Origin of the sequence: Shewanella sp. NIFS-20-20 (assembly GCF_019209865.1) — a bacterium.
Classification (GTDB): domain Bacteria; phylum Pseudomonadota; class Gammaproteobacteria; order Enterobacterales; family Shewanellaceae; genus Shewanella.
Genome location: NZ_JAHUTT010000053.1, coordinates 1 through 13717, shown reverse-complemented (window position 1 = coordinate 13717; position 13717 = coordinate 1). Strand labels below are relative to the sequence as shown.

Below are 13717 nucleotides of genomic sequence, written 5' to 3'. Positions count from 1 at the left end.
TGCCGTTTTGCTACATATGCATTAACAACTGCACTACAACTGCTTGATGGGGTACCCCAACTCTTGTAACTGTGCGGTGACTGAGGCTTTATCTCCCACCACCACAATCACCATATCTTCGAGCTTAAGCTCGGATTTAGCTAAGCGGTCTAACTCGGCTTTAGTGATCTGGTTTATCAGCTGACCTTGTTGGCTGGTATAGTCATGGTCAAGATCATACTTTTGGATTTGGCGGACAAAACCTGCTTTCTGATAAGGCGTTTCATAATCTAACGCTTCACCTTGAGCAATTGAGTTACGCATAAAGGCTAACTCGTCCTCAGTAATCCCTGATTGTTGATAAGCCGAAATTTCGTTAATGAACTCAGTTAACGCAGCCCCCGTCACATCAGCGCGAACCGCTGCTGAGGCAATGAATACCCCTGTATCTTCAGCCCCACTAAAATAGCTGCGGGCGCCATAGGTATAACCTTTATCTTCACGGAGATTAAGGTTGATACGGCTATTAAAAGCTCCGCCAAGTGGGTAATTCATTAAGTATGATTGAAAATACTCACCGGTCGCATCGTAAGGTAAAGCCCGCTTACCCATGCGAATAACCGATTGCGCCGCCCCAGGCTTATCAACAAGATAAATGGTGCCGGCATCAAGTGCGGGTAAATCCGCTAAGGCGGGTACCGCGACTTTATCGCCTTTCCACTTTGATAACCCTGATAACTCAGCCAGCAAGGTTTTTTCAGTAAGATTAGACACCGCCACGATGGCCGCGTTGCCCGCGCGATACTGCTGAGCGTAAAATGCTTTTACATCATCTAAGGTCAATGCTGATACGCTGGCGATAGTGCCACTGGTATTGACGCCGAGCGGATTATCCTTGCCATACATTAACTGATTAAAGGCATTTACGGCCAAGGTGTTCGGATCGGATTCTTGCTGCTTCAACCCTTGCAAAATCTGCTGTTTAGCGCGCTCAAAATCCGCGGGTACAAACCCAGGTTGATAGAGTTTTTCTTCAACGACTGCCATGACCTGAGGTAATTTTTCGGTCAATGAAGAAATGCGGATCACACTTTGATCTGTGCCCGCTGAAAAACTGACACTGGCTCCCAGTAAATCCAAGGCTTGAGTTAAGGCTTCCGTGCTGCGTTGACTAGTGGACTCATTTAACACAGCCGCCGTCAAGTTTGCCAAACCCGCTTTATCAGCACCGACTAACCTATGGCCACCATTGAGGTAAATAATGACCTCTGTGGTGGGGGTTTCTTGGCTGATACTGCCCATGACCTCAATGCCGTTGGCCAGCTCACCTTGCCATAAGGTTGGCGCTTGCAATAAGGGCGCGGCGCCAGACATTGGCATCTTGCTGCGGTCAAAACTCGATGTCACCTGCGAGTGGGTCACTGGCGACGACACGGCTTCAGTGGCTATCGCGACTTGCGGTGCCACAAAATTATCCGCCGCCGCAATTAAATCGGTGCGGCCTTCAGGCACGATACTCATTACCACCATCGGCTTATTTTTGACGTACTGCTCAAACACCCGCATCACATCCGCCTTGGTGACTTGATTGTAACGCGCAAGATCGGAGGCGATTAAATCCGGTGTATCAAAAAATGTTTGGTTATAGGCTAAGGTAGACACCTTACCGCGGACACTTTGCAAGCCAAAGATGGTATCCGACTCAAACTGAACCTTGGCCTTTTGTAAGTCTTCGTCAGTAACCCCGCGTTGTTCGAATTCATTAATGGACTCCAACATGCGCTGCTCGACATCTGCCAGCTTGCCGCCTTTGGCTGGATTGGCTACCGCGTACATAAATAATTGGCAAGATAGTTCAGCGCAAGGGTGGCCAACGCCAGCTTGAACCGCGTATCCGTCTTTAACTAAGTTTTTATAAAATAATGAGGTTTTACCGCCACCAAGAATTTGCGCCAGCAGATCCAACGCCGCTTCGTCTTGATGCTGAGCATAAACGGTCGGGAAACCGATACGCAGTAGCGGCAAATGCACTTTATCTTCCATCGAAATATAACGGCTGCCATCTAAGGTCACTGGCTCTTTCGCCATATCTTCGACTTCAGGCCCCCTTGGGATCTCACCAAAATATTTATTCACCAAGGCCAGAGTGGTGGCTTCATCAAAATCACCGCCAATGGTTAGCGTCGCATTATTGGGGCCGTACCAACGCTTGAAGAAGCTACGCACATCATCGACCGTGGCGCGATTGAGATCTTCAGTCCAGCCAATTACCGGCCAAGAATAGGGATGCCCAGGGGGATAAAAGACCTCATCAAAACGTTCATACATACGGCCATATGGCTGGTTATCGACCCGTTGACCGCGTTCATTTTTAACGGTTTCACGCTGGACTTCGAATTTTTCTTCAGTTAATGCCGGTAAAAAGAATCCCATACGATCGGATTCGAGCCATAACATTTTCTCTAACTGATTGCTTGGCACTGTTTCAAAATAGTTGGTTCTATCCGTATTAGTGGTACCGTTAAGGGTACCACCGGCTTCTGTGACCACTTTTAAATGTTGCTCATCGGCAACATTTTGTGAACCTTGAAACATCATGTGTTCAAATAAATGGGCAAAGCCACTTCGACCCGGCACTTCACGGCCAGAGCCAACATGATAGGTTACGTCGACATGCACCAAGGGATCGGACTTATCTTGATGGAGTAATACGGTTAGGCCATTAGCGAGTTGATATTTTTTATAAGCAATAGCCACTGAACCTTTCGGTTGGCTGGCATCTTCAATCAAGGTCACGCCAGCGGGCAACGGGGCACTGAGCGAGCTAGATGACGATGTCAGGGCAGTATCATGACTGCCACAGCCAGTTAACGCTGCGGAAATCGCCGCGGCAAGAATCCATTTTTTCACTGCAAACTCCTACTTTTTTGTTTAACTATTGATGAGGGCACCGAGCCCACGCAAGGATCACTGCCAACAAACATACTAACCAAGTTATTGATTAGCAATGGCAAACACACAAAGCGTTACAAATCAGTTACAACCATTGCAGGGTGAGTGCCATCAGTAGCAGATAACGAATAAACTTTCCGATAAAAATCAATAATGAAGCCGGTAGAATAGGTAATTTCATCCAACCGGCAATCACACACAGTAAATCCCCCACCACCGGGACCCACGCCAGCAGTAGCGACCACATGCCATACTTTTGGATAAGGTTCAGGCCATGGCGATAGCCTTTAGTGGCCATTTGCTCTGGACTAATCGCGCGGCGGCCATATAAACCGAGTAAGTAACTTGTCATCGAACCTAAGGTGTTACCTAAGGAGGCAGCCACCACTAACGCCCACGCATGGGAGCCCTCTTTGGTCAACAGAGCCACCAACAAGACTTCTGAGCCACCGGGTAACAAGGTCGCCGCTAAAAAAGCCGCAGCGAACATCATGCCAAGATCTAACATGTTGGCCTTAATAATAAAAATAGAGGGGTAGTATAACATCGACAGCAATTGGCTTGGGGCTTAGACGCAACAAATTGCCGTCACTAGGCTAGCCGCGAACAGACAGTCTGAATTGCCAGGATGCATTGATGGAGGAATGGCAACGGCTCGTGGCAAACAGCACTTGGCGATTGCAGTAACCATCGCCAAGCAGCTGTGACTCGCCAAGTGATTACTTGAGCACGGCCAATAAGATGCCCGCGGCCACCGCACTCCCGAGCACGCCAGCGACATTGGGCCCCATGGCATGCATCAATAAATAATTTTGATGATTAGCCTCTAAACCAACCTTATTAACGACCCGCGCCGCCATGGGTACAGCCGAGACACCCGCAGCACCAATCAAAGGATTCACCTTGCCCCCCGAGAGCTTACACATCAATTTTGCCATCAAGACGCCACTGGCTGTCCCAATGCCAAATGCCACGGCGCCAAGGCCCAAAATCCCTAAGGTTTCAACAGTTAAAAACTCCGCTGCCGACAGTTTAGAGCCAACCGCTAATCCTAAGAATATTGTCACCACATTGATAAGCTCGTTCTGAGCTGTCTTAGACAGTCTATCGACCACACCCGATTCACGCATTAAATTGCCGAAACAAAACATGCCGACTAATGGGGTGGCGGCCGGTAACAGTAAGATAGTCAGCCCAAGCACCATCAGCGGGAAAATAATTTTCTCACGGGTACTGACTTCTCGCAGCTGTTCCATTTTGATTTGACGTTCAGCTTCTGTGGTCAACAGTCTCATGATCGGCGGCTGAATAATCGGTACTAACGCCATATAGGAATATGCCGCCACGGCAATCGCCCCCAAAAGTTCTGGGGCCAGTTTCGACGCAAGGAAGATGGCAGTAGGGCCATCGGCGCCGCCAATGATGGCAATGGCGGCCGCATCTTTAATGCTAAACTCAAACCCCGGCACTAAATTCAAACCTATAGCACCGAGTAAAGTCGCAAAAATACCAAACTGGGCGGCAGCGCCGAGCAACAGAGTCTTAGGGTTAGCAATCAGCGCCGAAAAATCGGTCATGGCTCCGACCCCCATAAAGATCAGGAGCGGAAATATCCCTGTTGAAATCCCCACATGATACAGGTAGTACAACAAGCCGCCAGGCTCAGTAAATCCCGCATTGGGAATATTAGCCAAAATGGCACCAAAGCCAATGGGCAGTAACAGCAAGGGTTCAAATTTCTTGCTAATGGCCAAATATAACAGCCCGACTCCCACTAACATCATCGTCAATTGTCCACCGTTAAAATGGGCAATCCCTGTCTCACTCCAAAACGCCAATAATCCTTCCACAACAGTCCCTTATGCAATGGCCAACAGTTGGTGACCGACAGCAACTGCATCACCCTCTTTGACAAACAATTCACTGACGATACCATCGCAGTTCGCACGAATTTCAGTTTCCATTTTCATGGCTTCAAGGATAAAGACAAGATCGCCTGCTTTAACCCTATCGCCACGATTAACATGCACTTTGAAAATATTGCCAGACAACGGTGCCGCCATATGATCTTTGATGGCGGGGGCTGATGTTGGCGCAACAGCAGGTGCCGGGCTGGGGCTAGCCGTATGTATCACAGGTTGAATGGCTTCGATGTCACCGCCGTCACTGACCTCCACCACAAAGGCTTGCCCTTGCACTTTGACGGTATAAGTTTTCACCTCGCTGACTGGGGCCGGAGTGGCCATCGCTTCTGGCGCAGATAATGGCCCCTGACTGTCGCAGCTAGGGGCGGCCTCGAAGGCTTCGGGGTTACGCCGATTCTTTAAGAATTGCAAACCAATCTGTGGGAACAACGCATAAGTCAGTACGTCATCGTCTAAACACTCACCGGACGCGAGCTCCACCCCTTGTTGTTGATGTTGACGCAATTCGTTAGTCAATTGGCCAAATTCGCATGCAATTAAGTCGGCTGGACGGCAAGTAATGGCCTCGCTACCGCCAAGCACTCGAGCTTGCAGCTCAGCATTGACTGGCGCCGGCGTGGCGCCATATTCCCCTTTGAGTACACCTTCGGTTTCTTTGGTTAAAGATTGATACGATTGCCCCATTAATACGTTAATCACCGCTTGCGAGCCGACAATTTGCGACGTGGGGGTCACTAAAGGAAGATAGCCAAGGTCGGCGCGGACTTTAGGGATCTCAGCTAAGACTAGATCAAGCTTATCTAAGGCCCCTTGCTGTTTGAGCTGGCTTTCAAGGTTGGTTAGCATGCCACCGGGTACCTGCGCCGTTAAAATGCGGGCATCGACACCTTTCAAACTCCCCTCAAACTGCGCGTATTTGTTTCTCACGCCTCTAAAATACTCGGCAATATCTTCGAGCAATGCCATATCGTAGCCGGTGGGGCGGCCCGCATCGTCAGCCATAGCCACTAAGGTTTCGGTGGGGCTATGGCCATAAGTCTGACTCATGGAGGAGATCGCGGTATCTAAAACATCGATACCGGCTTCAATCGCTTTTTGATAAGTTGCGGTACTGAGCCCTGTAGTGGCGTGGCAATGCAAAGCTAAATGCATCCCGGTTTGCGCCTTAAGAGTTGAAATCAATTGATAGGCTTCCATCGGCTTTAATAAGCCGGCCATATCTTTAATGACTATCGAATCACAACCCATATCTTGCAGCCGTTTGGCCATGTCGGTCCAGGTGGTCAAGTTATGCACTGGACTGGTGGTATAACAAATCGTGCCTTGGGCATGACCAGACACCGATTTAACCGCATTAATGGCCGTTGCTAAATTGCGGACATCATTCATGGCATCGAAAATACGAAAGACATCAACACCATTGGTCTTGGCTCGTGCCACAAAACGTTCGACCACATCATCGGCATAGTGGCGATAACCTAATAGATTCTGACCTCGCAGTAACATTTGCTGCGGGGTGTTTGGCATCGCTTGCTTGAGTAAACGGATCCGCTCCCACGGATCTTCGCCAAGATAACGAATACAGGCATCAAAGGTAGCGCCACCCCAAGTTTCTAATGACCAGAAGCCGATTTGATCCAATTTCTCGGCAATCGGTAACATATCGTCAATACGTAATCGCGTCGCGAGAATGGATTGATGTGCATCTCGTAAGACAACATCGGTCAATGCTAACGGCTTATCCATGATTATCTCCAGTCTTATTATTCACTACGGGCAGTTTGACGATGATGATGTATGGCAGTCGAAATCGCCGCCATCAGTGTAGGATCGAGAGAACTCGCACTGTTCTCCATCGCAGGTTGACACTCTGTGTCTATGTCCTTGGCGCATGGACTCAGAAAGTGGGCGCTGATCTTAATCGCGCCAATCAAGGCACTTAAAAAACAAAAAACCAATACCATGCCAAGCAACATAATGGTCAATGCTTGCGAAAAATCATGGGCGATATCGATCATGCCATCCTCATTATTGGTGTTGACGTAATGCCAATGCGAAATATTGCAACAATTTCGCATATCTAGACACGCGCCAGAGTAAAAAAGGACACAATCTATAACAAATATCCGCCACATTTGTAAATTGGTCTTACCAAATATAGCGATCTATTATCGATACCACTGAATAAATAATAATGAAATGACGAAAATAATGAGAATATGATAAATATGTAATGAATTAGCACTTGAAAAATTAGAAAGCATGCAATAACAGCAAGCGCAGCCGCATAAAGCTGACATTAATGCATCAACACCTAGATGATTGGGTAAATATGCATCCAAGGCACTAACAGCCGTCACCAAGATAAGTTGAGAGAGCTCGCAGCCCCCCCTAATGCATGCTCCCCTTATCGGCAACAACTTATGGCAACACAACATCGAGATAAGATGGCAACTAGATGCCAATACACAGGTCGCGGCAAGCGCAAGAACGCATGGATGAGATGAGACGGGGTAATAATCACTAGATACGAAAAACCCCTGCTATGACTAGCAGGGGTTATCGATTTTGGTGCGCATGGAAGGAGTCGAACCTCCGACCACCTGGTTCGTAGCCAGGTACTCTATCCAGCTGAGCTACATGCGCTAATTTTCACTAATGACTAAACTCAACTGAGTATAGTAAATAATGGCGGAGAAGGAGGGATTCGAACCCTCGATGGGAGTTAAAGCCCATACTCCCTTAGCAGGGGAGCGCCTTCGGCCACTCGGCCACCTCTCCGACTTAACTTGGTGCGCATGGAAGGAGTCGAACCTCCGACCACCTGGTTCGTAGCCAGGTACTCTATCCAGCTGAGCTACATGCGCAATTAAATCTTCTCATTTTCTGTGGTGCGCATGGAAGGAGTCGAACCTCCGACCACCTGGTTCGTAGCCAGGTACTCTATCCAGCTGAGCTACATGCGCATTCTAGAAATCTTTACATAACAAATCGATGGTGCGCATGGAAGGAGTCGAACCTCCGACCACCTGGTTCGTAGCCAGGTACTCTATCCAGCTGAGCTACATGCGCATTGCAATCAATTTGTGTTTCTCTGGTGCGCATGGAAGGAGTCGAACCTCCGACCACCTGGTTCGTAGCCAGGTACTCTATCCAGCTGAGCTACATGCGCATTTGAGAAAATATGAAACCAAACCCTTAGATAATCTAAGATGGTGCGCATGGAAGGAGTCGAACCTCCGACCACCTGGTTCGTAGCCAGGTACTCTATCCAGCTGAGCTACATGCGCATTGGGATCATTTTTGTAAGATAAGTGGTGCGCATGGAAGGAGTCGAACCTCCGACCACCTGGTTCGTAGCCAGGTACTCTATCCAGCTGAGCTACATGCGCAACTTTCTTACAAACAAGAAATGGCGGAGAAGGAGGGATTCGAACCCTCGATGGGAGTTAAAGCCCATACTCCCTTAGCAGGGGAGCGCCTTCGGCCACTCGGCCACCTCTCCGTTTCTTGGCGCACATATTACTGTTTGAAGAAAATAAGTCAAACCCTTTTTATTAAACAGAATTTGTTTGCCCTGTTTTTAATCACATCGATGATGATATGCGCAACCCCTTATATAATAAGGCTGCTTTCGTACAAAATAGCAACAACTCGGCGGCAGTATTCGTCAAGCTTTCTGATCTCACCAGGTAACGCATAAGCCATGAATTTAGCCAGCAAGGGGACAATCAGTGCGAGATCCGCGCGCAAGGGACTGCGCGATGTTGGCAAGGGTGAGCTAATGGCCATGAATGCGCTTTGGCCGAACCAATTCAGCCATCAACCTCACGCCTCTATGATAAAGCGCCAACACGTCACGCGAAGATAGCCAATTTAAGCCAGTGAAAACGCACTCACGCGCAAGCAGGTTGATCATCTGGGCAGGTAAACCATCCTATTGCGACAAGCTGACAAGGACGACATTTGCCTTGAGTGGTAGTTTTCTGGTCGGCATTCATTCATCAGCGGCTCGCGATGGTAGCCGCTAAATCGCGCCCATAAAAAAAGCCAGTAGAATACTGACTCTTCGTGTTAACGCTAAGGCAGATGCTGCCCTACCGCTTAAATTAAAAATTGCCACCTTCAGACGGTGTCGATTTCTCATTTTGAATTCGTTGGTAAATTTCTTCACGATGCACAGAAACTTCTTTAGGTGCATTCACGCCAATACGGACTTGATTGCCCTTTACCCCTAAAACGGTAACAGTTACTTCATCACCAATCATTAGTGTTTCACCTACACGGCGAGTCAAAATCAGCATTCGATTGCTCCTTTAGTTCCCAGTTGCTATTCGCTTGGTACTTAATTCATTAACTTAAGCTTATTATAAAGTCAGCTTAGTACAAAATCATAGTAGCCAATACTAAAACAGCTATTTAATTATTGGTCATTTAACTGAAATGCATAGTGTAACGCGCGAATTGCAACATTTAATTTGCTTTCACAAAACACCATGGCGACTTTTGCAGCGGTCGCCGACATTAAATTAACATCGACGTCTATTTCGCTTAGTTCACTTCGTGCTTTATTCATTACATCTACGTGATCCAGCAACCCATTACCAATTAAAGATAATCTTACCTGATTGTCCACATATTGAACAGACTCAATTACTTGTTCAGATGCCATTAAATCAAGCATGGTTAATACCTTAGGTAACCACAATTTATCGACCGTGAAACTTAAGCCTAAATGACTGGACTCATCCTTACTCAATAAATTAGTTTCAATGCCGATTGCCGCTAATTGATCAGCCAAGCTATCCCATACGATAGGATGCTGCGGTGAGCGCTGTAAATGAATGATCGCTTGCGAATGACTCACCGCCATACCCACGATTCGCCCCTGAGTTAAGGGTTCCTCTTGCGGGGTAATTAAGGTGCCACACCCAGGTTCAAAGCTAGATAATACCCGCAACGGCACCTGAAAACGCCGGGCGTAATCCACTGAATCTGGATGCAATACTTTTGCACCCAGCCGCGCCATCTCAAACATGGTATCGACATTGATTTGAGATAACTTGACCGCATTAGTTTCTAAATTTGGGTCCGTGGTAAACACACCGGCAACGTCGGTATAGATTTGGCACTCTTTGGCACTGAGTGCCGCAGCCAACGCGACCGCTGTCGTGTCCGAACCACCACGACCTAAGGTGGTAATATTACCCTGATGACACCCCTGAAAACCGGCCACTATCGGGATCACATTGTCGGCTAACAGTGCCGTTAATGTTGATGTGTCAATGCGCTCAATTTTTGCCCGACCATGGTTAGCGTCAGTCATAATACTGATTTGACCAGCAATTAAAGATTTAGCGGCGATACCACGCTTATGTAGCGCCATAGCCATCAACGCAATGCTCACTTGCTCGCCGGTCGCCACTAACATATCCAGTTCCCGAGAACTGGCATGACTATCTATGGCTGCGCCTAAAGATAATAACCGATTAGTTTCACCCGCCATCGCAGATAACACGATGAGTTGTTGCTCGCCTTGATAAAAAGCCTGTGCTATCTGCTCAGCGACAGCCTCGATACGCTCTATTGAGCCGACCGAGGTGCCACCAAACTTCTTCACAATAAGCTCGGAACCGCTAAGCTTATGTTGATTCGCCACTGCTACCTCTTACGCCAGGCGCTCATTGATCCAAGACAGAGCCTCTGTCAATGCCTTCTCTAGATGCTGTGGTTCGCTACCGCCGGCTTGCGCCATATCTGGCCGTCCACCACCTTTACCACCGACTTGCGCCGCAACCATGGCCACCAACTCACCCGCTTTGACTTTCGCGGTTAAATCAGCAGTCACACCGGCGATTAAGTTAACCTTGGCTTCATTGGCCACAGCCAATAATACGATCCCTGACTGCATTTTTTGCTTAAGCTCATCTTGCATACCGCGCAGAGCACCCGCTTCAACACCCTCAAGTCGTTTAACCAGCACTTTAATGCCATTAACATCAATGGCTTCAGTCACCAAATCAGCACTCGCTGCAGCAGCCAGCTTATCTTTCAACTGCGCGTTTTCTTTCTCGATTTGCTTAAACTTATCCAGTTGCGCTTTTAGCTTTGCCACCAGCGAGTGACTGTCGGCTTTTAAGAGCGCTGCGGCAGCGGCTAATTCCGCTTCTTCTGCAGCGACATAATCCATAGCCGCAGCACCAGTGCAAGCTTCGATACGGCGAACACCTGCCGCAATACCACTTTCTGAGGTGATTTTGAATAAACCAATATCACCAGTGCGACCCACATGGGTACCACCACACAGTTCAATGGAGAAATCCCCCATGGTCACTACGCGCACATGGGCATCGTACTTCTCACCAAATAACGCCATTGCGCCGGCAGCCTTAGCCGCTTCAATGTCCATAGTGGCGGTTTGTAACTCATGATTACGGCGAATTTGAGTGTTAACCAAAACTTCGACTTGTTGCAATTGGCTATGAGTCACACCTTCAAAGTGAGAGAAGTCAAAACGCAAACGCTCTGGGTCTACTAATGAACCTTTTTGAGTCACATGAGTGCCTAATACCTGACGTAACGCCGCATGCAACAAGTGAGTGACTGAGTGGTTAAGCTCGGTGCGATGACGTAATTTTTTGTCGACTAACGCATCGACGGTCTGACCCACGGTCAGGCTGCCTTGCGCCAATTGACCTTGGTGACCCGTCGCCTGACCAAACTTTTGGGTGTCATTCACAGTGAACACACAGTCTGCAGCGGTTAACTGACCTTTATCACCGACTTGTCCGCCGGATTCAGCGTAAAACGGGGTATTCGCCAATACCACAACGGCTTCTGTACCCGCGTTGATTGACTCAACCGCACTGCCTGCAACGTATAAGCCAGTGACAACAGCTTGAGCCGTCAAACCTTGATAGCCACAGAACTCTGTGGTGCTATCAATTTTTAAGCCAGCATTATAATCGGCACTGAATTGACCGGCCGCTTGTGCACGGCGACGCTGCTCAGCCATGGCGCTTTCAAAACCGGCTTCGTCAACCACAATATTGCGTTCGCGGCAAACGTCAGCCGTTAAATCAACGGGGAAACCATAAGTGTCATAGAGCTTAAACACTGTGTCGCCATCTAACGTGTCGCCTTCAAGCGCTTCTAGTGCTTGATCTAGGATGCCTAAACCTCGCTCTAAAGTACGACCAAACTGCTCTTCTTCAGCTTTCAGTGCCTTTTCAACGATAGCCTGATTGGCCGCCATTAAGTTAGCAGCCTCACCCATGACCTCAATTAAGGTTGGTACTAAGCGATAGAAAAATACCTCGTTGGCACCCAATTTATTGCCATGGCGAACTGCGCGGCGAATAATACGGCGCAATACATAGCCACGACCTTCATTCGATGGCATCACGCCATCAGCCACTAAAAACGCACAAGAGCGAATGTGATCGGCAATCACACGTAGCGAAGGGTTGTTGATATCATCAGTTCCGATGATTTCAGCCGCTTTATGAATTAATTTCTGGAAAATGTCGATTTCGTAGTTAGAGTGCACGCCTTGCATAATGGCCGCAATCCGCTCTAACCCCATGCCAGTATCTACTGATGGCTTAGGTAAAGGTAACATGGTGCCATCGGCCTGACGGTTATATTGCATAAATACAATATTCCAGATCTCGATAAAGCGATCGCCATCTTCCTCAGGGCTACCAGGGCGTCCGCCCCAAATATGGTCGCCGTGATCATAGAAAATCTCACTACAAGGACCACAAGGACCGGTGTCACCCATCTGCCAGAAGTTATCAGAGGCGTAAGCAGCACCTTTGTTATCACCAATGCGAATAATGTTGTCAGCGGGTACACCAATGTCATTTAACCAAATGGCATACGCTTCATCATCGGTTTCATAAATGGTGACGCATAATTTTTCTTTCGGTAATTTCAACTCTTCTGTTAAGAAGGTCCACGCAAAACGAATGGCTTCATGCTTAAAATAATCACCGAAGCTAAAGTTACCCAGCATTTCAAAGAAGGTGTGGTGACGTGCGGTGTAACCGACGTTGTCTAAGTCATTATGTTTACCACCCGCACGAACGCAGCGCTGAGAAGTCGTCGCACGGCTATAGCTACGCTTGTCCATTCCCAAAAATACGTCTTTAAACTGATTCATCCCGGCATTAGTAAAAAGCAAGGTCGGATCGTTTCCTGGCACCAGCGAACTGCTATCGACTATCTGGTGACCATGTTTGCCAAAAAACGCTAAAAAGGCGCTTCTAAGCTCTGCAGTGGTTTGATACATGAAATCTTCCTGAATTGGATATTCTGAAATTAGGCTCAATAACCTGTGTATTAGCCTAGCTATAATGCCCTGCATTATAACCCCAAGCACGGATAAGTTGCGAGTCTCAGATACGTGAATGCGGGCTTCAACGCTCGCCGAGAGGAATTATCGATAAAATCATGACATATTTACCAAGGCAGGCCGCCTTGATTGCCTATGCCGGTGCGCCATAAGGCCACCTTCATTATGCTATCAACTTCAAGCGTAATGCCTTTAGTGCAACGCTTGGCACTAAAGGCAAAATAATAGCTGCTATCACAGGAATTGATGTGGTGATAGACCAACAAACACACCGGCAACCGCTAAATGCGTCAATTTACACTGCTCGCAAGCCCAAGTTTAAGCATACCGGCTTCATCCATAAACAATCACGGCTCTGACTAGCATAGAGAGCGAGGACATAAAAATGTATGGTCCGCCTCGTTATTGCAAATGATATTTCCGATAACGAGGTTGGTTTGCGCTAATGTATTCGGAGTCTTCATTAGGTGCTACCACCCGCTCCACGATGAGTTCCGCGCTAGAT

General features: G+C 48.0%; 9 protein-coding genes and 9 tRNA genes. All 18 read right to left on the bottom strand.

The window, feature by feature from the left end; all coding sequences use genetic code 11:
- Positions 1-33: 33 nt before the first annotated feature.
- Complete coding sequence (locus KU855_RS14795; protein WP_218531041.1) at positions 34-2889, bottom strand: pitrilysin family protein; 2856 nt, start codon at positions 2887-2889, stop codon at positions 34-36.
- 127 nt (positions 2890-3016) lie between these two features.
- Positions 3017-3439, bottom strand: a complete 423-nt coding sequence (locus KU855_RS14790) for a YqaA family protein (protein ID WP_218531055.1) — start codon at positions 3437-3439, stop codon at positions 3017-3019.
- Between the two features lie 211 nt (positions 3440-3650).
- Positions 3651-4781, bottom strand: coding sequence for a sodium ion-translocating decarboxylase subunit beta (locus KU855_RS14785; RefSeq protein WP_218531040.1), 1131 nt, complete (start codon positions 4779-4781; stop codon positions 3651-3653).
- 9 nt (positions 4782-4790) lie between these two features.
- Positions 4791-6602, bottom strand: a complete 1812-nt coding sequence (oadA, locus tag KU855_RS14780) for a sodium-extruding oxaloacetate decarboxylase subunit alpha (RefSeq protein WP_218531039.1) — start codon at positions 6600-6602, stop codon at positions 4791-4793.
- Positions 6603-6619: 17 nt separating this feature from the next.
- On the bottom strand, positions 6620-6874 hold the full coding sequence (locus KU855_RS14775; protein ID WP_218531038.1) for an OadG family protein: 255 nt from the start codon (positions 6872-6874) through the stop codon (positions 6620-6622).
- A gap of 551 nt (positions 6875-7425) precedes the next feature.
- A tRNA-Arg gene (locus tag KU855_RS14770) sits at positions 7426-7502 on the bottom strand.
- Positions 7503-7545: 43 nt separating this feature from the next.
- A tRNA-Ser gene (locus KU855_RS14765) sits at positions 7546-7637 on the bottom strand.
- A 9-nt stretch (positions 7638-7646) separates the two neighbouring features.
- Positions 7647-7723, bottom strand: a tRNA-Arg gene (locus KU855_RS14760).
- A 22-nt stretch (positions 7724-7745) separates the two neighbouring features.
- A tRNA-Arg gene (locus tag KU855_RS14755) sits at positions 7746-7822 on the bottom strand.
- Between the two features lie 29 nt (positions 7823-7851).
- Positions 7852-7928, bottom strand: a tRNA-Arg gene (locus KU855_RS14750).
- 23 nt (positions 7929-7951) lie between these two features.
- Positions 7952-8028, bottom strand: a tRNA-Arg gene (locus KU855_RS14745).
- A 41-nt stretch (positions 8029-8069) separates the two neighbouring features.
- Positions 8070-8146, bottom strand: a tRNA-Arg gene (locus tag KU855_RS14740).
- A 25-nt stretch (positions 8147-8171) separates the two neighbouring features.
- Positions 8172-8248 (bottom strand) — tRNA-Arg (locus KU855_RS14735).
- Positions 8249-8269: 21 nt separating this feature from the next.
- A tRNA-Ser gene (locus tag KU855_RS14730) sits at positions 8270-8361 on the bottom strand.
- A 604-nt stretch (positions 8362-8965) separates the two neighbouring features.
- Positions 8966-9160, bottom strand: a complete 195-nt coding sequence (gene csrA / locus KU855_RS14725; protein ID WP_218531037.1) for a carbon storage regulator CsrA — start codon at positions 9158-9160, stop codon at positions 8966-8968.
- 119 nt (positions 9161-9279) lie between these two features.
- Positions 9280-10515 (bottom strand): aspartate kinase, encoded by a 1236-nt coding sequence (locus KU855_RS14720; protein ID WP_218531036.1) that lies wholly within the window; start codon positions 10513-10515, stop codon positions 9280-9282.
- 9 nt (positions 10516-10524) lie between these two features.
- On the bottom strand, positions 10525-13149 hold the full coding sequence (alaS, locus tag KU855_RS14715; protein WP_218531035.1) for an alanine--tRNA ligase: 2625 nt from the start codon (positions 13147-13149) through the stop codon (positions 10525-10527).
- Positions 13150-13319: 170 nt separating this feature from the next.
- A complete protein-coding gene (locus KU855_RS14710) occupies positions 13320-13475 on the bottom strand; it encodes a hypothetical protein (protein WP_218531034.1) in 156 nt (51 codons plus the stop codon).
- Positions 13476-13717: the final 242 nt, after the last annotated feature.

What these genes read in the sequence shown, in the direction of transcription:
- KU855_RS14790 (WP_218531055.1), bottom strand. Translation starts at nt 3,439, where the DNA reads ATGTTAGATCTTGGCATGATGTTCGCTGCGGCTTTTTTAGCGGCGACC.
- oadA (WP_218531039.1), bottom strand. Translation starts at nt 6,602, where the DNA reads ATGGATAAGCCGTTAGCATTGACCGATGTTGTCTTACGAGATGCACAT.
- KU855_RS14775 (WP_218531038.1), bottom strand. Translation starts at nt 6,874, where the DNA reads ATGATCGATATCGCCCATGATTTTTCGCAAGCATTGACCATTATGTTG.
- csrA (WP_218531037.1), bottom strand. Translation starts at nt 9,160, where the DNA reads ATGCTGATTTTGACTCGCCGTGTAGGTGAAACACTAATGATTGGTGAT.
- alaS (WP_218531035.1), bottom strand. Translation starts at nt 13,149, where the DNA reads ATGTATCAAACCACTGCAGAGCTTAGAAGCGCCTTTTTAGCGTTTTTT.